General features: G+C 48.5%; 21 protein-coding genes. 8 read left to right on the top strand and 13 right to left on the bottom strand.

What is annotated here, in order from left to right:
* Positions 1 to 8: 8 nt before the first annotated feature.
* The 3 genes from AC0YNX_RS17855 to AC0YNX_RS17845 form a co-directional block, all read right to left on the bottom strand.
* A complete protein-coding gene (locus AC0YNX_RS17855) occupies positions 9 to 824 on the bottom strand; it encodes an EcsC family protein (protein ID WP_475817231.1) in 816 nt (271 codons plus the stop codon).
* A gap of 425 nt (positions 825 to 1,249) precedes the next feature.
* Positions 1,250 to 1,474 (bottom strand): hypothetical protein, encoded by a 225-nt coding sequence (locus AC0YNX_RS17850; protein WP_475817055.1) that lies wholly within the window; start codon positions 1,472 to 1,474, stop codon positions 1,250 to 1,252.
* A gap of 225 nt (positions 1,475 to 1,699) precedes the next feature.
* Positions 1,700 to 3,142, bottom strand: a complete 1,443-nt coding sequence (locus AC0YNX_RS17845; protein ID WP_475817054.1) for an MFS transporter — start codon at positions 3,140 to 3,142, stop codon at positions 1,700 to 1,702.
* A 186-nt stretch (positions 3,143 to 3,328) separates the two neighbouring features.
* Here AC0YNX_RS17845 and AC0YNX_RS17840 point away from each other — a divergent pair, with 186 nt between their 5' ends.
* Complete coding sequence (locus tag AC0YNX_RS17840) at positions 3,329 to 4,246, top strand: AraC family transcriptional regulator (protein WP_475817053.1); 918 nt, start codon at positions 3,329 to 3,331, stop codon at positions 4,244 to 4,246.
* A gap of 225 nt (positions 4,247 to 4,471) precedes the next feature.
* Here the strand turns inward: AC0YNX_RS17840 and AC0YNX_RS17835 are convergent, their stop codons facing one another.
* Positions 4,472 to 4,843, bottom strand: coding sequence for a hypothetical protein (locus tag AC0YNX_RS17835; RefSeq protein ID WP_475817052.1), 372 nt, complete (start codon positions 4,841 to 4,843; stop codon positions 4,472 to 4,474).
* A 349-nt stretch (positions 4,844 to 5,192) separates the two neighbouring features.
* On the opposite strand from AC0YNX_RS17835, the gene AC0YNX_RS17830 reads away from it, so the two are divergent.
* Positions 5,193 to 5,342 carry a glycine zipper domain-containing protein gene (locus tag AC0YNX_RS17830; protein ID WP_475817051.1) on the top strand — a complete coding sequence of 50 codons (150 nt, stop codon included), beginning with the start codon at positions 5,193 to 5,195 and terminating at the stop codon, positions 5,340 to 5,342.
* A 123-nt stretch (positions 5,343 to 5,465) separates the two neighbouring features.
* Here the strand turns inward: AC0YNX_RS17830 and AC0YNX_RS17825 are convergent, their stop codons facing one another.
* From AC0YNX_RS17825 to AC0YNX_RS17810, 4 genes are all read right to left on the bottom strand, one after another.
* Positions 5,466 to 6,065, bottom strand: a complete 600-nt coding sequence (locus AC0YNX_RS17825) for a hypothetical protein (RefSeq protein ID WP_475817050.1) — start codon at positions 6,063 to 6,065, stop codon at positions 5,466 to 5,468.
* Positions 6,066 to 6,283: 218 nt separating this feature from the next.
* Positions 6,284 to 7,084, bottom strand: coding sequence for a hypothetical protein (locus tag AC0YNX_RS17820; RefSeq protein ID WP_475817049.1), 801 nt, complete (start codon positions 7,082 to 7,084; stop codon positions 6,284 to 6,286).
* A 20-nt stretch (positions 7,085 to 7,104) separates the two neighbouring features.
* A complete protein-coding gene (locus AC0YNX_RS17815; protein WP_475817048.1) occupies positions 7,105 to 8,130 on the bottom strand; it encodes an ABC transporter substrate-binding protein in 1,026 nt (341 codons plus the stop codon).
* 130 nt (positions 8,131 to 8,260) lie between these two features.
* Complete coding sequence (locus AC0YNX_RS17810; RefSeq protein ID WP_475817047.1) at positions 8,261 to 9,805, bottom strand: AraC family transcriptional regulator; 1,545 nt, start codon at positions 9,803 to 9,805, stop codon at positions 8,261 to 8,263.
* A gap of 687 nt (positions 9,806 to 10,492) precedes the next feature.
* Here AC0YNX_RS17810 and AC0YNX_RS17805 point away from each other — a divergent pair.
* Positions 10,493 to 11,326, top strand: coding sequence for an imm11 family protein (locus AC0YNX_RS17805; RefSeq protein WP_475817046.1), 834 nt, complete (start codon positions 10,493 to 10,495; stop codon positions 11,324 to 11,326).
* A 108-nt stretch (positions 11,327 to 11,434) separates the two neighbouring features.
* Here AC0YNX_RS17805 and AC0YNX_RS17800 read toward each other — a convergent pair whose 3' ends face one another.
* Positions 11,435 to 12,556, bottom strand: a complete 1,122-nt coding sequence (locus AC0YNX_RS17800; protein WP_475817045.1) for an NADH:flavin oxidoreductase — start codon at positions 12,554 to 12,556, stop codon at positions 11,435 to 11,437.
* 130 nt (positions 12,557 to 12,686) lie between these two features.
* On the opposite strand from AC0YNX_RS17800, the gene AC0YNX_RS17795 reads away from it, so the two are divergent.
* The 4 genes from AC0YNX_RS17795 to AC0YNX_RS17780 all read left to right on the top strand — a co-directional run bounded on the left by AC0YNX_RS17795 (position 12,687) and on the right by AC0YNX_RS17780 (position 14,618).
* Positions 12,687 to 13,070 carry an ArsR/SmtB family transcription factor gene (locus AC0YNX_RS17795; protein WP_475817230.1) on the top strand — a complete coding sequence of 128 codons (384 nt, stop codon included), beginning with the start codon at positions 12,687 to 12,689 and terminating at the stop codon, positions 13,068 to 13,070.
* 31 nt (positions 13,071 to 13,101) lie between these two features.
* Complete coding sequence (gene gpmA, locus AC0YNX_RS17790; protein WP_475817044.1) at positions 13,102 to 13,848, top strand: 2,3-diphosphoglycerate-dependent phosphoglycerate mutase; 747 nt, start codon at positions 13,102 to 13,104, stop codon at positions 13,846 to 13,848.
* A 24-nt stretch (positions 13,849 to 13,872) separates the two neighbouring features.
* The gene (locus AC0YNX_RS17785) at positions 13,873 to 14,214 is read left to right on the top strand and encodes a DUF1801 domain-containing protein (protein ID WP_475817043.1); all 342 of its coding nucleotides are present in this window, start codon (positions 13,873 to 13,875) and stop codon (positions 14,212 to 14,214) included.
* A gap of 263 nt (positions 14,215 to 14,477) precedes the next feature.
* Positions 14,478 to 14,618, top strand: coding sequence for a hypothetical protein (locus tag AC0YNX_RS17780; protein ID WP_475817042.1), 141 nt, complete (start codon positions 14,478 to 14,480; stop codon positions 14,616 to 14,618).
* Positions 14,619 to 14,849: 231 nt separating this feature from the next.
* On the opposite strand, the gene AC0YNX_RS17775 is transcribed toward AC0YNX_RS17780, so the two are convergent.
* A complete protein-coding gene (locus AC0YNX_RS17775; RefSeq protein ID WP_475817041.1) occupies positions 14,850 to 15,044 on the bottom strand; it encodes a hypothetical protein in 195 nt (64 codons plus the stop codon).
* A gap of 169 nt (positions 15,045 to 15,213) precedes the next feature.
* Here AC0YNX_RS17775 and AC0YNX_RS17770 point away from each other — a divergent pair, with 169 nt between their 5' ends.
* Positions 15,214 to 15,900 (top strand): ankyrin repeat domain-containing protein, encoded by a 687-nt coding sequence (locus tag AC0YNX_RS17770; protein ID WP_475817040.1) that lies wholly within the window; start codon positions 15,214 to 15,216, stop codon positions 15,898 to 15,900.
* Between the two features lie 200 nt (positions 15,901 to 16,100).
* Here AC0YNX_RS17770 and AC0YNX_RS17765 read toward each other — a convergent pair whose 3' ends face one another.
* The 3 genes from AC0YNX_RS17765 to AC0YNX_RS17755 are packed head-to-tail and all read right to left on the bottom strand — an operon-like array spanning position 16,101 to position 21,232.
* Positions 16,101 to 17,711 (bottom strand): glycoside hydrolase family 3 protein, encoded by a 1,611-nt coding sequence (locus tag AC0YNX_RS17765; RefSeq protein ID WP_475817039.1) that lies wholly within the window; start codon positions 17,709 to 17,711, stop codon positions 16,101 to 16,103.
* A 39-nt stretch (positions 17,712 to 17,750) separates the two neighbouring features.
* Positions 17,751 to 19,421 carry a response regulator transcription factor gene (locus AC0YNX_RS17760; RefSeq protein ID WP_475817038.1) on the bottom strand — a complete coding sequence of 557 codons (1,671 nt, stop codon included), beginning with the start codon at positions 19,419 to 19,421 and terminating at the stop codon, positions 17,751 to 17,753.
* A complete protein-coding gene (locus AC0YNX_RS17755; protein ID WP_475817037.1) occupies positions 19,418 to 21,232 on the bottom strand; it encodes a sensor histidine kinase in 1,815 nt (604 codons plus the stop codon). The genes AC0YNX_RS17760 and AC0YNX_RS17755 overlap by 4 nt, the downstream gene beginning before the upstream one ends.
* Positions 21,233 to 21,405 lie beyond the last annotated feature (173 nt).

Below are 21,405 nucleotides of genomic sequence, written 5' to 3'. Positions count from 1 at the left end.
ATTGTCCACTACATATGATTTATCGTCATCAACTTCTCAATAATTCTGCGCTTCCGATACATCATTTTACCGGTTTCAGCGACATCCTTAAGGGTGGAGCGGTTCAAAAAGGCGCCGAACAACATACCTGCGATCGGAATCATCTGAAACAGCTTCTTCCATCCAAAGTTGTCCCTGTACGTAAGCATGACCTCGCGCCAGCCCTGCAGCTGAGACATAACCTGACCGCTTCTCTCCCCCGTATGGAATACGGCAAGATCATCAAGAATGGCTTTCTTTCCGACGATGTCGGAGGAGGAAAACTGCAGGCACTTCACGATAAAAATCCGTTCCGATTGCTCAGTTGGGTCATAGCCATAGCTTATTGCGATATCCTGCAGCGCTTTAAGTGAAATGCCAAGCAGGAGCGGTATATCAATAGCGAGTGTAAAAAAGCCGCCAAATCCCGTAGTTGCGCCTTGCGCCGTCGCCATCTTACTGCTTGAAGCGGTAATGCTGTCGGACACCTTATCCATGCTGCCGAGTGGAAGCTGACTGATCCGGTTCAGGGATACTTCTTCAACCCACTCTTCATTCGGGAAATATTTGCGATATATCTGCTCCTTGTTGATCAAGTACCGTCCGCCGCTTTGGACATAGCTGCCGAGCTCGTCGAGCGCAGTTCCTATCTTTTCTTGAAGGAACTTTGGAGTGATCCGGTCCAACAGGGCAAAGGGCAGCCTGCCGAGTTTTTCCCAGAAGAATAGCCCCTTCTGATCTTGCTCCCATTGTTCGATTTGTTTCAATTCGGACCTTAAATAATCTGTTGTATCTGTATTTGTCATCATGGAAAGGACTCCTCACTTGAAAATGACCATTTAGTCATACATACTGAAAAATTACAGTGAAGTTTCAATAAATACCCTGAGAAAGTGTCCAACCACCAATCTATAAAAAAAGTTGTTCCCAAAGTTGCGTTTCAACGCTTGGTAGATATTCCTGGGGATGTAAGAAAACTGCCAATATTATGCTTAATAATATGGCAGTAATCCACAATAAACAATTGAATAGCCTAGATTTCAATTTGCGTGTGATAAATAGTATCAATATCAAAAAAGTAAAATTAATAAATAAAGTTACAGGAATGCTCACAATTCTTCCAAGACCTGTGTAAGGGTAATATTGGACTAATAAAAACAAGGTCACAATGCTTGGAATCATGGCTAATAAGAGCATAGATGCTGACTTCTTCATGTTGTCTTCTCCAAGATTAAAATTCTCTCTTCGCTAAATCCATTGCTACTGCTAATTTAATTTGATCCATTTTGCTTAAACCATTTAACCAGTGAGCAATGGAATATTTATTTGTAGTCGGATTCACAGTATCATCATAGCGATCCAATTCAATTTGTATAATGCAGTCCGTATCTACAAGAAAAGTGACGATATCTTCCCCTTGTTCCGGTATCCAATTTACACAGTATGCTGTTTGCATGTCGGGAGAAGTCACTCGAATAATGTTCAGGAACCAGCTTCATTTCTCACTCGTCCCTCCTAAATTCTCCAAATATACACGAGGAGCTATACTGCCCGTTCGGAAAAAGGCTGCCGATGATTAATCGGCAGCCTTTTGTTAATTGTGCTATCGTTCCTCGTTCCACTCACACCTATTCCTCATATGAAGCCAATTTGATCTGTTATTCGATTCAACTGCGTAATCTTAACTTGCTCGTCCCTTGGAGACAACCGCTCTGGTTCCTGAGCGACTGCGCGCAGCGCTTGCTTTATCCGCTGGCAGCAGCAAGATCAAGACAACAACGAGCGAAGCCGTCAAGAAAATGACCGAACCCCAGATCGAGACGGAGATCCCATGGGCAAAGGAAGCAATCGAAGAAGCGGACTCCCGGCTCGCCGCCTCGAAGACGGCAATCAGAACGGCAAGTCCGAGCGATGCGCCAGTCTGATGAGCGACGTTGACCATCCCCGACGCCGCTCCTGCATCCTTGGCGTCCACGCCTGACAAGCCTAACGTCGTGAAAGGCTGAAAGATCAAACCTGCACCGCCGCCCATGACGATCAACGGGAAGAATAGGTCAGGGAAGAAGCTCGAATCTGCAGAAATGAAGGTAAGCCAGCTCGTTCCGGCGATCGCGATTCCGAGTCCGGCGATTAATACTTTTACATTCCCGAATCGGGTTACGAGCGAAGGCATGGCGTACATCATCGCGAACTGAACGACCGTGAACGGCATGATCGCGAGCCCCGCTTGCAATGCATTGAAATGAAGAACATTCTGTAAAAATTGCGGAACGAAGAAAAAGATCGGATAATTCCCGCTTATGAGTAATAATCTACCCAAATAGGCTCCGGAACGCAATCTGCTCGCGAAGAGGCGCAGCGGCGTAATCGGCTCTCGGGCCCGCGCTTCTATCCACACAAAAGCCGCTAGCGAGATCCCTCCTAGAGCAAGCGAGCCCCAAACTTCCGGCGCTTGCCATCCGGCAGACGCAGCTTGAACGAAGCCGAATGCCAGCGCCGTCATGCCGATCACGGATGTCATGGCTCCCCATATATCCAGACGGCCCGCTTTCATCTCCGTCTCCCGCAAATATCGGGGTATCATAAGGAGCAGTGCAATGCCGATAGGAACATTGAGGAACATCCCGGCACGCCAAGAGATCACATCCGTCAGCAATCCGCCGATAATCAGGCCGACGCTGCCACCAGCTCCCGTTGCGGCACTATATACGGCGATCGCCTTCGTCCGTTCCCGTGCTTCCGAGAAGTTCACGGATAATAATGCGAGTGCTGACGGCGTCGCCATCGCTGCTGCCAATCCTTGCAAAGCGCGTGCACCAAGCAGAAGCGAGGCGGAAGGCGCCAAACCAGCCAATATCGATGCCAGCAAGAACAAAGCAATCCCGGCGCTGAATATTTTTCTCCTTCCTAGGATGTCCCCGGCCCTGGCACCTAACAGCAAGAAGCCACCGAAGGCTAAAATATAAGCGTTCTGCACCCAAGTCAAAGCAGTTGTCGACAGATGCAGTGTGCGGCCAATTTCGGGCAATGCGGTAACCAAGACGGAAGTATCGAGCACCATCATCAGCTGACAGGCGACGATCATCATCAGAATAGTCCGTTTCGACTGTTCATTCTTTCTCAAGAGGATAACCTCCCTTTCATGTGCTACGGTCATTATGACGCGAAACGACATCCGGAAGTAGTTCGTTCCTGCTTAAAATTTGCTCGATTCTGCAAATCGATTTATTTACGATCCGATAATCATGATGGCGATCTTAATAAAGTGGGGTTATAATTGGAGAGGAACACTGGATGAGGGGGCTTTCCCATGCATACGAAATTAGATCAATTATTAGAAATGGCGGCTACCTTCAATCTTGCTGAAGGCCGTACGGAGACTTCAGTCCCCTTCTTCTCTGTAGTAAGGCGCAGCCAGCCGACTGCGATAGTCCCCGGCGTCCTCACCCCCTCCTTTTGCCTGATTCTACAAGGGGCTAAGAAGCTTCATCTCGGTCAGGACACGATTCATTATGGTCCAGGCGACTATTTAGTTTCTCTAATTGATATCCCCGCCTCCGGCCAAGTCGTCGGAGCTACCCCGCAATCGCCGTATATCGGCTTGCGAGTGGATCTAACGGCCGAAGAAATTGCTTCTGTCATGACGGATTCCGGAATCGATGTGAAGCCGCTCGACCAGAAGCTTGGCCCTGGCGCCTACGTAGGTAAATCCGATGACCATATACAGCTTCTATTCATCCGGCTGTTGGAACTGAAAGGGAAGCCTGATGCGGAAATCCGTTATCTCTCTTCGCTGATCAAGCGCGAGATGATCTTCCGCTTGCTTACGGGAGATCACGGTCACTTGTTTATCCAACGCGTATTCATGGATCAACAGAACGAGGGGATCAGCAGAGCCATTGAATGGATCAAGGAAAATTACAACAGAACCTTCTCAATCGAAGAGGTGGCGAGATCGTCCAAAATGAGCGTCTCCGGACTTCATCACAAGTTCAAAGCTGTCACAACGATGGCTCCCCAGCAATATCAGAAACAGCTTCGCCTCCAGGAGGCGAGACGGCTTATGCTGAACGGATCTGCGAACGCAACCACCGCTGCGCTGGAAGTCGGATACGAAAGTCCGGCTCAATTCAACCGGGAATACCGCCGGCTATTCGGGCTCCCTCCGCTTCAAGATATTAAAGCTTTTCACAGAAAACCAATACCGGAATCGTTCGAGAGCAGCTAAGAACCTATATCCTCTGTGCTTTTCATAAGTGCTCAAGCATAAGAAAAACGCCAGGGCACAATGCCTTGGCGTTGTATTTATCGTTGATTTAATGCATACTCTCTTTGTCAGCACCTACAGATGGTCCGACTTACAGGATTTATCATGAATATCAGTTAAACACAATCGATAATATGATTCTATTCTAACCAATTTCACAAGTAATATACATTGCTTTCAAAATACTTATCTGATGATACGACCGAGACTATTTCGGTTATACATAATCGGAGCGTTGTTGCTGCCACTCGCTTGCTTTTGCAAGACTTCGTTCAGACGCTCCGTCAACTCCGCGAACCATTCTTCGTCACGCGTGGCCAGCGCCAGCTCGATAAAGTCTAGAATCGGCTCCTCGTAGTCCAGTGCATGCACCGAAGGCTGCTCCTTGAGCCATCTGCTCAACACGGAGACCGTAGTGCCGACCGCCGCATCGTGATCCGATTGAACGACATAAACGCTTGCAATGTTATAGTTTCCGTTCATCGATGTAATAAATCCTTGAATAAGTTCCCCGTCCTTCGTTCTGCCTTGTACCCAATCACTGATCGCAAAGCTCATCGTCAGCACCACCTGTCATTAGAATGGAAGTTCAAACTGTATCTAATTAAGTTACAGTTAGGTTAAAAAAATAGGACATTGCATAAGCAGGTTGCCTGGCTAGCCGTCCTTGTTACTGTAATTATATGAGTTACAGTTTAAATTGTCAAGGAGTCCAATTTCGACAATAATGATGTAAATTCAGGTCGTTAGTTGAGCAAAGACTGCCACATTGGCAGTGCTTAGTTGGACGTTCCATTAGCCATCAAGGTGAAACTTCAAGAAATTTGAAACGTATTATGTTTCATTTCGTGCCACAGCAGCAGTGACGTTTTTGGAATGAAGTAAAGAAATGGAGTGATCTATTGAAATGAAAGGTGTCGGAATCGGTGTTTTCATAAGCATTGGAACTGCATTTGGAGTCGCGTTTGGAGCAGCATTTAATAATGTGGGTCTTGGAATGGTTTTCGGAATGTTAGTCGGATTAGTAATCGGGTTGATTAGAAATAGCAATAAATGAGTTCCACGCGGCAGAATTTCGTGCGTCAATTCTTTTGATTTGGGAAAACTTTACACATAGGTTGCGTTAACCTGCCCTTCAAAAGGAAAAGGTACCTAGAAAGGGCAGTCGCAACAGATGCTGTTATCGCCGGCGCCTTCTCACTATGATGACCAGCAAGATGAACAATGTTAGAGAAACTACAAGAACTAAAGAGATTATTACTAATCGGTCCTCTGTTTCTTTTTTAAAGGAGGATTTTTCTAAAGGTTCCTTTTGAGCGAGTGTTACCTTAGTGGGTTCATATCCTGCTCCTAATGCTTTAAGCTCATTTTGCGCAGTAGCAAGCGTTTTATTGCCTTCACAAAGTCCTGTTTCAAGTCGATCTGGATCGCCGTAAGCAAAAACGATATATTCTTCGTTCACTTCGAATCCTTCATATCCACAACTTGCTGAACTCAATGCTGTGTAAACAGTTGTTTGAGTACTCAATTTTCCTTTCCATACCGTTTTCACTTCAAATTGAGCTTTTACAGGATCTGCCGAAGACCAGGTTTTACCTTTAACAGGTTTGGTCAAACTCAATACTTTGCCAGTAAAAACTGCAGTTTTTCGATCTAACTGATCTTCTATGCTTGGGGGTTCAGCACATGAGCATGCACTGACAGTTAAAGGCTTCACTAGAATCAACGTACTGAACATGAACAAATAAATGAGCAAGACTATTGTTGTTCTTCTCCACATTTATATCACCTCCCGAACTGGTTATAATCCCCATATATGAATAGACGGAACTCGCCTAATATTGTTGCGAAACCCTGCCCGTCAGCGCAACAGGCCGCCTTTTAGTTCACCTATGCTAAAGCAGCAAATTACAATTCGGACAAAAAAATTGCACCTCCAATTGTTAGATGATATCTAACAATTGGGGTGCAATCAAAGTGAAGCTATGGTAGTTTTGGTCAGTACTGACCATTCGCTTTCATTAGCTCTCGATCTTTCTCTTTGAGACGCGGGCACGTATAGCAATAGTTGAATGTCTGCTTGAGGCGATGAGGAAGGCAATATGCTAAGCAGCAAGCCGTCTTCAATGCCATCTTCTTGTTCGAATCTGCAGGATCTTCAATATAGCTGCGTTTCGTTGCAAATGGATTCTTCAGAAGTCCGAATGCGCTGGCATCGATATCGGTTAGACGTGTCTGGTAGTGATGAATGATTGCCTGCCTGCGTGCCTCGTCCGTAACATCGCCGAGCTCCTCGTCCATTTGATCATAAGCGGCATTCACAATTTGCCCCCATAATACAATTGGTTTCACTCGAGCCAGACGCGCCAGCAGTTGGATCAAAGGCGTTACTTGTTCCCTGTAAAAGGAATCCAATGCTTTGTTAAGCCAAGCTCCGCGGTCCGCACTTGGAATTTCTCTGTATTGGATATGGTTGAGATGAAATGAAAACAGCGGGTAGGATTCTTCGACAACTAATTGAAGGGTCAAGTTAGAGAATGACACATCTAATACAGTGTCAGGCCAGTGAAACAACATATGCTGCAACGCACCGCACACGCCCGCATACCAGCTGATGAACAACGCTGCCGCTTCTGGCCGTTCTTGTGCTTGGATCAGCGGACCGTATGTATTCAATACATGCAGCAGCCTCTCTTCGTTTAATAAATCTGCCGCGGGCATGATGAGCACGGTACTCTCCGCCTCCCTCGATGTCAGAAAAAACTTCTCCTCGAGTTGTCCCAAGTCAATCGTACTCATGGCATACCCTCCCTATCATCTTATTTTTTTTCAAATGCATGAATGACTTCGTCAACGGCGTTATTATCGGCAAGCGGAGACATGCCCAGGTTAAACCATTCCTTGCCGCCCATGAGATAAACTTGGTTCTTCTTTACCGCCGTCATATGCTTCCATAAAGAGCTGTCTAACATTTCTTTATACCGATCCTGAATAACTTTGTTAGACTCATCGCTCATATGCACAATGATATGATCCGGGTTATATTCAGGAATTTTCTCCAGTGAAATCGAAAGGCTGTTCTCGCTCTGCGGAATATTCTTGATAGAGCTCAGGCCAAGCACTTTATGAATAAACTTGCCGCGATCGCTATTCTCACCGTAAAGGATGATTTCCTTATCCATAATTTCCATATAGAGCACGGTCTCATCGCCGACTAATTGATCGAGTTTCGCCTTGGCTTCCTCTTCCTTGACTTGCAATTTCTGAATGACCGTATCAGCCAGCTCTTTTTTATTCAGGACTTCGGCAATATCACGTAATTCGTCGCGCCAATTATCCCGCTCTGGCAGAAGAACAGTAGGGGCAATTTTGGAAAGCTGATCGTAATCCTTATCAGACCACCATATTGGCGCAATAATCAAATCCGGCTTGGACGCTAAGATGGCTTCAAAATCAGGTGTTCTTGCAATGCCCATTTTGATTGCATCTTTAAAGGCATCTTTCAAATAGGAAGGAAAATCCAAATGGTAGTTTTGAACGGCAATCGGCGTTACGCCAAGTGCGTACAAAAACTCCGGATAAACGACAGATAGGCCGATTATCTTGTTGGGCTCGGCCGGAATGCTGACGTCCCCTTTCAACGTTTTCACCACGCGCTGTTGATTATTTTCATCTGCAGTTGTGTTACCTGTGTTTGCTGTATTACCTGTGTTACTCGCGTTACTAGCATTCTCGGCAGTCGTATTGGACTTGTTCGTCGATGTGTTATTCGCTCCGCAAGCCGTACTTACCATAATGAGTAATACGATAACTAATCCTCTGACCCAAACTATGTTTCGTTTCATTTCCCCGGTGCTCCTCCTGATAAAACGAGTTTAGATAGGATAACCTCTAATTAAAATTGATTATCATTATCATCTATTAGGAGTATAAATGAATTTACAATTTCGGAATATTGATGATAACGACATAAACTTATGCACGATTCCGCCAAAGCTTGAGCGCCTCGTCGAGCATGAGCTCATGCGTAAATGCTGTGTATTCAATCCAAGGATACGCGGGAATGAACGCTACGCGATTATTACCAACCGCCTCCAGCCTGTTCCAATCTTCGGAATTTGCAAGTGTTTGCCACGTGGATTGGGATAGCGAATCTTCGTCCACGACGAGCAAGATTCGGTCGGCCGCGAATGCCGCTAGCTGCGCCGCATTCACTTGTTGGTCTTCTCTCATGCGATCAACACCATGCGCGGGCACCAGATGCAGATCATCGTAAAATACCGTGGCAAGACTTCGCTTAGCCAACACGATGCAGCCCTCTCCTGTAATTCTCAGGATGAGAATACGATCATCTTTCACCATATCCCGGACTTCTTCTCTTACGAAACGAGCTTTACGATCATAATTATTCAGCCAAACCTCAGCAATGGGAGACATATCAAGAAACTTCGCGATTAATCGCAAATGCATGCGCCAGTCATTCTCCATCCAAGGCACGAAATACGCCGGTGCGATCTCCTTCATCTCGTTCTGTTCCTCGACTGAAGCATGGATATCGATCCCGATGATGAAGTCAGGCGCTGCAAGAACAATTTCCTCTTTCTTTACCTGTTCGACCGAGCTGAGCGGTATGACAGCATCCGTCTCATATTTTCTTCTATAGTAATCGGTCCATGGATGATCAGCTGGCGCGGCGTAAGGCGTAATTTGAAGGGCAATCAGTTGCCCAATATTCGCGTTATGATAAGCAATGATCTTCTTTCTGCTATTCTTCATAAATGCCGCAGGCGGTATACCTGAGACCTGTTTGAATTTACGCCGGAAATAAATATCATCTTGATAGCCGACATGCCGTGCAATATCTCGGAGCCGATCCTGTCCGCTTGTCCGTATGAGCTGCTGTGCCTGTTTGATCCGGAAAAAAGTCAAATAATCAATCGCGCCGCTGCCATACCTCTTCTTGAACAATCGCATAAAATGACGCGAACTGATCCCTACCAAATTGGCCAAATGTTCGATCGTCAGTTCCTGCTGAAAGTGCTGCTCAATATACCCTTTTGCATAATCCAAAGCTGCGTCCAAGCCAATTTCTTGAACGAGAAGCGCTTCTTCCAGAATCGTTTCTATTAATTCTTGGAACAGAATTTGGCTCCGGAAGCGTTTTAAAGGTTCTCCGCTCTTCATGTGTTGGTCAATGGTCCGGCATGCAATATGAACAGAAACCGGCGATGAAACGATAACCTCTCCTTGCAACGGAAATGGACTGTTCCGTCTGACCTTCTGAATCGCATGCGAAGACGTAGGATCCTCACTGAAAACATCGAATCCCAAATTATAAAACCCGCGTTCATCAAGCGAATGAATTGTGGCTTCAATGAGGTGGCCCGGCTTTAGCACATACACGCTGCCTTGCCGAAGTTCCACGAAATGTCCATCTATATGAAGATGGCCTTTACCGCTGGCCATGACGAGCATCATATGTTTGTCGATAAATTGAAGCTTAAGATTCCATTCATTCATGTGCTGCTTAATATGCGTGATATCTCGAAGCTTAAATAGCAGGCCTTCCAGCGAGGCATATACATTGTTTTCATTATTCGTGTTTCTATCATCCAAAGTAAAACCACCGCCCTTGTACACTCTAAGAGCATTTTAGCTCACAAGCATGCGGACCGCAATTTCAATCCACGCTCTTTGGGGGGGCAGCTGCCTTACGTCACCAAAAAAAAGAGACCCACAGCAACGGGCTGCGGGTCTAAGTTATATTTATTAAAGGGGGTTGAGATTTATTATAGACGCACTTCATTAAAACAAGATGAAGATCGGATTTCAATCATGTTACAATTGTCTATCGCTATTAATTGTTTGTGCTAATGAAGAATTGGAAGATACCAATTAGAATCAGTAAGACCACGAACACGATAATAAAACTTAAGCAAAACCTCAATAAATTTGATGTCTGAGGTTTGTTTTGAACTTGTTTTTCTAGAGTAGATATTCGGTTTCTTAGTTCTTGGATCTCCTCATCTTTGTCCACTGGTCTCCCCCTTATTAGAAATGGCGCTAACTATCACGCATAAGTACAACATCATCTACAATTAGACGGTTACTAGTCAATAATGTTGCAGTAGTCTGCCGTTAACTCTGAAAGCAGTGCTATACTGAAAAGGATTGAGAATGTAAATAACTTGAAATTGAGGTGTTTGTTTGAAAGCTTGGTGGCTCGATTATCATCCTAGTTGGAATACAACCGAATTTATGGATATGGAGACCTACACTGAAATGCGGGAGTCTTTCCGTGAGGCAAAATCGCTTGCATCTCATTGGACCCAGCGCGAGGTAGAAGTTCAGGATATGGGCAAACCGGCCGATTTCCTTCGAGAATTAAGCGGTGCTCTAGTAGTAAGCAAACGAGCGAGAGACACCATAGAACTGCTTCCAAACTTGGATGTGGAGTTCCTGCCGCTGAAGAGCAAGGACGGGGATTTCAGCATTCTGAACGTACTCACCGTGTTGGACTGTATCGACATGACGGCTTCCAAAGTAAAAGGTACTCTACGTACAATCTATGATATCGAAGGACTTGCCCTGATGGAGGGCATCGTTCAAGGACAGGATATTTATAAAATGAAGATTCCCGGAAGTGATCGGATTCTCCCGCAGATATTCGTATCGGACAAGCTTAAGGAGATAATAGAGAGTCAGCTTGAAGGCTTTCAACTCATTGACATGTGGGACTCCGAGTTTTCCTGGCAGCAGCAAGAAGCCAAGTTTGTTTCAATGTGCCAAGAGGTCGATGCATCTTTGCAGACGACATTCAGCTTCGACAAAGCGGCCAAGCACGTAAAGAAGCATATTGAGGAAATGGCCTATAGCGGAAAATGGGCGATTAAGGCGGATGAGGATCAAAATATTTGGTTAGGCGATCTTATGCTGGACGGTACATATTCGTGGATGAGCCCCATCTACTATCCACCCATCATTCTGGGACTCACTTGGGGGATTAAAGAGAAGAAGAGATCATTATTCAGTTGGCGATAACCATGGAATAACAGCCTAGCTTTCTCATCTATTCTTCCCATACATAGCAGAGCAAAAAAGAGATGACACATGCCATCTCTTTTTTGCTCTATGCTTTAATCCTTAGAATTAATACAACCGTCCCAACGCCTCAGGGGTAAATGGAAGCAGTTCATCGAACCGTTCGTCCCGAACCTTATCCGCCCATTCAGGATCAACTAACAAGGCGCGTCCGATTGCGACGAGATCGAATTCGTTCTGTTCTAACCGGACCAGCAGCTCTTTAATGTCAGAGGTTCCTGCGCTTTTGCCTCTGAATGAGCCCATGAATTCATCATCGAGACCGACGGACCCTACAGTGATCGTAGGCTTGCCCGTTAACTCCTTCACCCAACCTGCGAAATTCAGGCTAGATCCTTCGAACTCGGGCTCCCAGAACCTGCGAGTCGAGCAGTGGAATATATCCACACCCGCTTCCACGAGAGGAGCGAGTAATTGACCGAGCAGTTCCGGCGTAGCAGCGAGCTTCGCCGTATAGTCGGACGATTTCCACTGCGACAACCGAATGATGATTGGAAAATCAGGACCTACCGCGCGGCGGCAAGCTTCGATGATCTCGACGGCAAATCGAGTACGCGCCAATAAATCGCCACCATATTGGTCCGTGCGTTGATTCGTTTTCTCCCAGAGGAACTGGTCGATCAAGTAACCATGAGCGCCATGGAGTTCGATACCGTCGAAGCCAATCCGTTTCGCATCGGCTGCTGCTTGTGCGAATGCTTGCACGACTTGATCGATTTCCGCCTGCGTCATCGGCTCATTCACGGGTTCACCCAATAGATTAAGTCCCGAAGGACCAATCGATGGCGCTTCCGGATGAGGGAGCGAACCGTTCTTGCGGGTCATCCCGACATGCCAGAGCTGAGGTACGATGCGCCCTCCCGCTTCGTGCACCGCGTCAACGACGCGTTTCCAGCCTGCGAGCGCTTCTTCTCCATGAAAGTTAGGGATATTCGGATTATCGGTTGCCGCTGGATGATTGATCAGCGTGCCTTCCGTAATGATCAAGCCAACGCCATTCTCCGCGCGTCTACGGTAATAATCCGCTACGTTCTGTCCAGGCACACCTCCTGGTGAGAAAGCTCGCGTCATCGGAGCCATCACGATCCGGTTAGCTAAGCTGAGATTACCTAGCGAGAAAGGCCTGAACAATACATCCACGGATTGCGAGTTGGTTACTTGATTTGTCATGGTTGCTCCTCCACACCACTGTATTTTCTATAAAAGACTGCAGTTTGACATGCTTGTTGCACAATAAAATGTTTAATAATTCGATTGTTATCGAACAATAGAAATATAGCATGAGGTGTGGTAATATGCAATCACTACCTGTCAACAAGGAGGAAGCTTTCTGAAGATACTATTTCACCCGGATAAAGCAGCTATTCATCTCTCGTCTATCCTCTATGCGCTCAGTGATCCAGTCCGGTTATCCATAGTTGCAGAAATCAGCAGAATAGGGGAATCCACTTGTGGCGGCATCGATGTGAGCGTCGTGAAATCGACCTTGTCCCACCATGTTCGCACGCTGCGCGAAGCAGGAGTTGTACAGGTTCGCGTGCAAGGTACCCAGCATTTCCTGTCCATTCGGTCGGTTGATCTAGAAGAAAGATTCCCCGGCTTGCTGAGTTCCATTCTTAATGCTTACTCAGGCTCAAACGAGTCATTTGCGTTCGACAAACCTGAGAATTATGATAGATCTTAAGCAACTTATCCTTATATAAGGAGGATTCCGCATGATCAAAATAGTGCTGATCCGCCACGGGCAAAGCGAATGGAATGTCGAGAACCGATTTACGGGCTGGACAGACGTGGATTTGTCCACGAACGGTCTCGAAGAAGCAAGACAAGCCGGAATCATCCTCAGAAAGCAGGGTTACGTCTTCGACGCAGCGCATACATCCGTTCTGAAGCGTGCGATTCGAACGATGTGGATCATTCTTCACGAGATGGATTTGACATGGATTCCCGAATTCAAGAGCTGGATGCTGAACGAGCGGCATTACGGCGCACTCCAAGGATTGAACAAAGCCGAGACGGCCGAGAAATATGGAGAAGAACAAGTTCACTTGTGGCGCAGGTCCGTTGACGTTCGCCCGCCTGCACTCGATAAAACGGATGCCAGGTACGAAGCGTCCGCACCACGCTACCGAAATTTAGAAGAAGGTGATTTTCCGTTAACGGAAAGTCTAGATGATACAGAGCGCAGAGTGTTAAAATATTGGGAGGAGCATATCGCCCCGGATCTCTCGTCCGGCAAGCATATTCTCATTGCGGCACACGGCAATACGCTTCGGGCACTGGTGAAGCATCTGGATCAGATCCCGGCCGACGGCATCGCTGATCTGAACATCCCGACCGGCATCCCGCTCGTGTACGAATTGGACGAGCAATTGTCGCCGATCCGGCATTATTACTTGGGCATTGACGGCGAGGTGCCGGAGGGCTCGATTCCTTCCCACTTGCCCAGTCTTCCGAAATAATCGTAAAAAAGGAGCGGCAATTCAATGACGAATCAGGAAGTTTCCGCATTTATCGAGAACCTTAGTCAACCATGGCAGATCGAGGTCAGCAACCGACTACGTCAGATGGTTCATCAGGTTATTCCGGAAGCCGATGAACGCATTCAGTACAAGAAGCCCCATTTCCTGAAGAATGGACACTATGCAGCGGTGATATCGCCATCCAAAGACGCCATTGCGTTCATGATCATGAATGCTGCCGGCCTTGCATTTCCGAAAGGATTCGAAGGGCCAGAGGAGCGGAAATGGCTGAAAATCCGTAAAGACGATACGCCTGATTACGATCTCCTTGCCGGTCTTCTGACTCAAGCGTCCAGCACGCTGTAACAAAGTCGGGGAAAACAACAGCAGCCATGGACTTCTTCACTCGTCCATGGCTGCTGTTGTTTGTTGTTTCGTCCTTTATTCCTCTAGAGTGTTTCATTCTCCTGCTTTCACCAGCCTGTAGCCAAGCCCGTATACCGCCTCAAGCTTTAGCTCGTAATTTCAACATTCCTGTGAACTCTGCATGGATTGTGATTTTTATCACATTCTTTATTTCGGACTAAGGATACAATGTGGTTAGAAACAATTTAAGGGGGCGCATTCAAATGGAAGTTATGTTCATGATTATGGGATTCAACTTAGCAGTAATCGTTTTACTGGGCATTCTTGTAAAGGGCGCATTAAACTTGGAATCGATTGATCAAACCTATCCGACCGGCCAAACTTTGAATGGAGGCGGAAGATAATGGATACATTTGCAATTTACCTCTTCTTCTTCGGCATGCTTGCTTTAGTACTTATCGGGCTGCTAGTACCTGCCAGCCGTATAACCATTCCAAAAGACGATGAAAGCTTGGTGGAATGAGTTGAAACGGAATAGTGAAACGATGGAGACTCTTTCGGGAGTCTCTTTTTCATATATATAAAAAAACAGCCTTAGCCCCGTTGAACTCAGGACCAAAGCCGCCTAACTTTCTTCATTGCTGGTCTGCATAGATTTGAATTTCTTCAATAAACAAGTCATTAAGCGAGCTTACCGTACCGTCTTTCTCCACCTGAAATAAGTCGAGTTTCTCACCATTTACCGTGAACTCAATAAAGCAGTTCCAACAATAATAATGATGTTTACCGAGCTTGCCTATATCAATCGAGTTGCAGTTCAGACATCTCATAAACGCATATCCTCCTTACCTTCCATACGAACGTCTATCATCTATCACTAGCTTTTCCATTTGTATGATAGAATATACGGTGAAAAAGGATTTAGAGAGTGAACCGTGAATGAATGTAGGTATGAACAGAATGAATAAGTATCTATCTGCAAAGGGGCTATGATGGATCATGAACAAATACATTCGAGCGTTGAAATCACTGGATATTGCGGTCACCAAAGAACTGCTTCAAAAAGAGCCAAAGTGGCTGCAATGGTCGGAGGAAGACGGCAAGAATGCGCTCCATTACGTCGGCGGAGTAGATGTCACCGATGATCCGCGGAAGGGGGATGCGAGTCTTCAAATTGTGAAGCTGCTCTTAACCAGCGGCATGGACTTCAATAGCGTTCACCGAATACCGGATGACAAGTGCGGGTTCTTCCCCGCCACCCCGCTATGGTACGCATACACGCGCGGAAGAAATGAGAAGCTCTACACCTATCTGCTGAGCGAAGGTGCGAACCCCAATGGCTGCATGTTTGCGATCGCTTGGTATAACGATGTCAAAGCGGCCAAGCGCTTCAAGGATCACGGTGCGGAACTTGAGGATGCGGCATTCCTCTCCGCGTTCAATTGGAAGAGATTCGAGATCGCAGAGTGGTTCTTGAAGAACGGTTCGAATGTGAACTCTGCTGATTCGAATGGCAATACTGCCCTTCATCAAGCGATACGACGCAAATATAAAATAGAGCAAATTGAAATGCTGCTGCAATTCGGGGCAGATTGCGATCAAGCGAACAAGCAGGGAATTTCCCCGAAAACTATGGCTGAGCAAGACAACCGGACGAAAGTGCTGCGTTTGTTTGAAGCGCAGTGAACAGAGCAATTTATAGTCGGAGGTAGAATGTCGTGCGTACTTCTCTACATGTTTCAGAGCAGGGATAACCGATCACTCTCAGCTCCACCACGCAACCGAAAAGTATGAAAAAAAGGGAACCCCACCGTTTTAAACGGTGGGGTTCCCTACACTTTGACTGCACAGGCCAAAATTCACCTGTGCAGCTATCCATCAACCTATTATTGCTCGCCGTCAGCCCAGCGCCAGCCGAACGGATATTGCTCGGACAGCGTAAGCGGCAGCTTGCCTTGCGGCTTGAACTCGCCGAGCAGCGCGCGGGCTGCGGACTCGAGTGCAAGCGGGCGGCATTCGTATACCGCGAGGAATGCCGATACCTCCGGGTATACGAGCAGATCGAGCGGATTGCGCACCGATACCGCAACAGTGCGATCAGCCGCCATCGCGAGCAGCTGTGACGCAGCTTCGCGCTCGTTCACATGCTTGGCCGCATCGTAGCTGACGAATACGATTTGCTCGAATGCGTCCAGACCTTCAAGCGCATCTGCATCGCCGATGCGTCGCTCTACTACATGCGTCATGCGGGCAGCGAGTCGCCCGCCGAGCGTACCATCATCGGTCAGCAGCTCGTCCGCATCCGATACGGCAACAATCGCAGGCCATAGCACGAGCGTCCGCGCCTCCCGCTTCAGCGGCAGCAGTCCTGCTTCATTCTTCACAAGCGTCACCGACGCCTCGCTCCAGCTGCGAGCAGCCTCTTGCTGGTCCGGCGTATTCAGCTGCGGCGCAAGCGTCGCCCAAGGCTCAAGCGCCTTGCCGACTTCTCGCTTCGCTTTCAGCTTCATAATGCGCGCAAGCGATTCGTCGATGCGAGCCTCAGTCAGCACGCCGCTCTCGACTGCAGCAACTACGGCTTCAAGCGCTGCGCGCTGCTTCGAAGCAGTATGGCAGATCAGCACCATATCTGCGCCAGCCTGCAGCGCCATTACCGCTCCGCGCTCCGGTCCATAGAACTTATCAATGGCGTTCATCTCCAAGCAATCTGTGACGATAACGCCTTCGAAGCCAATCTCCTCCCGAAGCAGCCCGCTAAGCACAGGCTTCGATAGAGTAGAAGGCACGCCCGACGGGTCAAGCGACGGCAAGCAAACATGCGCCGTCATAATCATATCCGTCTCAGGCGCTGCCATGCGGAATGGCACAAGCTCAATTGCTTCCAGCCGCTCGCGGTCATGATGCAGAACAGGCAAATCCCGGTGCGAATCGACGCTCGTATCGCCGTGACCTGGGAAATGCTTGATCGTCGCAGATACGCCCGCACGCTGATAGCCACGAACCGCGGCAAGACCCAGCTCGCCGACAACCCCCGGCCGATCGCTATAAGAACGGACATTAATAACCGGATTGTCCGGGTTATTGTTGACATCCACGCACGGGGCATAGTTCAAGTTGATGCCCACTGCGCGCAGCTGCTCGCCAGCAATCGCAGCCGTCTCAAACACGCCGCCGGATGATCCCGTAGCGCCAAGCGCCATGTTGCCCGGCATAAGCGTAACGCCGCGGACAAGGCGCGACACCATGCCGCCCTCTTGATCGACAGCAATGAACATCGGTGTTTTGCCCGCACGTTCAGCCGTCCCCATCAAGCTATCCGACAGCTCGTGCACCTGCTTCGCATCAACAATGTTACGCGTGAAGTAGATGATACCGCCGACACCGTACTCCTCAATCAATGCTTCAATATCGGATGACGGACGCTGTCCATGAAACCCGAACACGAACAACTGCCCGATTTTTTTCCGTAAACTGTACTGCCGCCAATGCTCTCCCATCACTAGCACCTCTTCTTCTCTATTTGACTCCTACAATGCCTAACGCCACTCGTCAGCCTCTTCGTCCTGCGAGAGCGCCACTGTTTCCCCTTGCAGCGCCATCCGATATTCCGTTGGATTCTGCCCAGTATACTTCATGAACACTTTCGTAAAATACCGCCGTTCCGCATAACCGACTTCCTTCGCGATCTGCGCGACGCTCTTCGGCGTCTCAAAGAGCAGCGATTTCGCAGTTTCCATGCGCTGGCGCGTGATGTACTCGATGAACGTTTCCCCAAAAGACTGCTTGAACAGCAAGCTAAAATGAGATGTAGACAGCCCAACATGCGTCGCCGCTTCTTCGACACTGAGGTCCCGGAATAGATGACGATCAATGAACTGTTTCGCATCTGTCAATTGACGCTCGGAATGCTTGCGCTTATCCGTGGATCGCGCCACGCCTTCATCGGACGCCTGCCGAATGGCAGCGAATAGATCTTTGACGCTGAAATGCAGATCCATCTTCCGCCACAGCGCCTCTTCCAGCTCCCGCGGCAGCAGATCCGCTTCCTTCAGCTCCCGCATCAGATGGAGCGCAAGGAAATGCAGCAGCGGCTTGAGCCGCCCTTCGGCACTTCCGCCTGCTTTTTGCAGCTGATCGGCAATCCGCTTCTGCTCCTCGTCAACGCCTGCCGCATCTCCGCGCTTCATTGCGCCGATGAGACGTTCCGCAATATCCCACAGCGTCCGGCCGGTCTCGAAGCCGCCCGCAAGCTCGCTGCCGTAGAATGCAATGGTCACATTCTCCGTCGACAGCTGCATACCGCGCTGCACGGCCTTATAGGCGGAAGATAGCTCAGTCATTGCAGTTACTTTATCATAGATTCCCGCATGCAGCTGCAGCTTCGCATTATGCATGACGGAAGCGAGCAGCATCTCTGCCCACTCCTTCATCTGCGCGGCAACCGGCTCCTGCATGCTGCCTGATTCGGCGCCGCCGCCTTGAATAAGGACACACCACTCGCCATCGCGCATCTGAATGACCGAATGATGTAGATGCGCGACCTGAAGCGTCTCCCTGAGGACATTGCATACGGCAAAATTCCACATTTTCCGCTCTTTATCCGGCCACTCCCGCCAATCCTTCGCATCCGCGGAGCCTGCATCAATGTCGAGTACGATGACGGTGTACTGCGGATTGCCGAGCTGCTGCTCCTGCCCAGCCATCAGCCAGTTGTCCGGCGTAATATTGGTGTAGTCCAGCAGAACGTCGTAGAGGATTTTCTCATTGGCAAGATTGATAATCCGGCTCAGCTTCCGCTGTTCTTCCTTAATCTGCGTCCGCTTCTTGCGCTGCTCTGACATAACCCTGGCAATAACGCCTGTCAGTTCATCATAAGGAATCGGCTTCAAGATATAATCCTTCACGCCATACTGAATCGCTGCGCGCGTATAGGAGAAATCCTGGTAGCCACTCAGCATAATGATATCGCACGGAATGGACTGCTCCCGAATTTGCCGAACAAGCTCGAGTCCATCCATCACAGGCATTCGAATATCGCACAGCACTAGATCAGCGGGCTCCGACTGCAGCATCTCAAGCGCCTCGACGCCGTTCTTTGCTGTTCCTCTTATCTCAAGTCCAAGCATACTCCACGGAATGACTTTTTCCAAGTTCCGCGTAATATGCTGTTCATCATCAACGAGCAGCACTTTGCCGTTCATCTTCATTGCTCACCTCTGCTTCGCGGTATCTTAATTCGGATCATGGTACCGTATCCTTCATAGCTGCACACCATGAGTCCGAACCTTGGACCATAATGAATGCGCAGCCGGTCTGCAACATTCCGCAGTCCAAGCCCTCTCCGCTCGCCTTGCTCCGCCACACTGAGATCCAGATCGCGCATAGGCGCAGGATCGAGCCCATTGACCCGTTTCAATGCCGCTTCATCCATGCCAATCCCATTGTCCGCAATGGTGAAGATGTTGTAACTAGCCTCTTGCGTCATAGCAATTCGAATCAAACCGACATAATCAATACCTTCAAAGCCATGCTGAATACTGTTCTCGACAAGCGGCTGAAGCGTCAGCTTCAATATCGTATCATGAAGCGCTTCTTCTGGAATATCCAGCTCATAGCTGAACAGGTCCTCGAAGCGGTATTTTTGAATTTCAAGGTAACTCCGCACATGTTCTATCTCTTGGTGCACCGTAATGATCTCGGAGTGATGCATGCTCGTTCGCAGCAGAATACTCAGGCGCCGAACCATCTGCATGATCTTGCCGCCTTCGTTCTGGGCTGCGAGCGCATTGATGGATTCCAGCGTATTGAACAGAAAATGCGGCTTAATCTGCGCCTGCATCAGCATCATCTCCGCCCTCTGCTTGCGCTCCTGCTCCGTTCGCACCTCGCCGAGAAGCCTGCCGATGCGATCAATCATGCTGTTAAAGCTCTTAGCGAGCAGCAGCGTCTCATCCTTGCCGGTTGTCGGCACGCGGATGTCCATCATCCCTTGCTCAACGAGGCGCATTTTGCGAACGACGCGAATAATGGCTTTGGCCACGGGATTCACGAAGAAGATGTTAAAGAATAGCGCAAAAATCAAACAGAGTAACGTAATGCCGCCAATCCACTGAACGAATCGAACGTTCTCGCTCGTTAGCGATTGCCACGATTTAACGGACACAAGGACCCACCCGCTCCGATCGAGATTGTACGCAGAGACGAGTGAATCCTCATGGTTGAATATAGCGCGATAGCTCGCATAGCGTTCCGTATGCTGCAGCGGCAGCGAAACCTGGCTGTTTGCGTATCTGCCTTCAAGCTCGTGCTGGCTGTCAATCATGACAAGCCCTTCCTTATTGACAATGAGATAGCGGGTCTGTGTCTGCTTCTCGCCGCTCAAGGTGAAATCCTGCAGCATGCTGTCTACTTCGTCAGACTTTACTTGAATGACCATAACGCCGGAATCGTTAAACGTATACATATCTTTCACAAGCCGAATTTGCGTGAACAGAGCTGCTCCTGATCCTGTTAACCCCGGCTGCTCGTATGGGCCGATCCACTTCTGGCGGCCGCCGAGATTCACAACCTCCGGAAAGATCGCATGACCCTTCAGCATATCCAGAGTGATGTTCTTGAATGTTGTCGGATCGTTGCGGAAGGAACGGAACATCGTGCCGTCCTTGCCGTACAGCACCAGCATGCTGAGCGCTGGGTTCTGAGACAGAACCGTATCCCGAAGCGACTTCTCAAACTGGCTGATCGCAATGAGCCTGCTTGCATCATTCACCGAATTTCGGGAGCTGCGCAGCGCTTCCTGCACATTGGCATTCGTCACGGTCGCGTCCGTGAGCTGGTCGAGCTCCTTGAAGAAATAACGGATATTGCCGCCGACCGCCTTGAGCGTAATCTCCGTCTGCTCGCTGTACTTCTTCTCCAGCAGATGCTCCGAGTTCAGGAAGGACACAATGCCAAGGCCTATGAGTGGAGCAACGATCAGCGCGAGAAAAGCAAGCAGCAGCTTCGGACGAAGGTTCATAAGCGGGACGGCTCCTTTGTTTTTTTATATAGCGTCAAAGGTGTTGGTTATTTGGAGGTGGTACCAGAGCGGAGCGGGCGGAATCGTTGTGAAGAAACCTGCCCAGAACCTTATGCTAGGTTAACACTCTAGCATTACGGTTCGGGCTCAGCGTTCGCCTAGGCGATCGGAAC

It is taken from the genome of Paenibacillus sp. J31R98 (assembly GCF_056269245.1).
The sequence above is the reverse complement of the archived record's forward strand: the minus strand, read 5'-3'. Positions and strand labels throughout refer to the sequence as shown.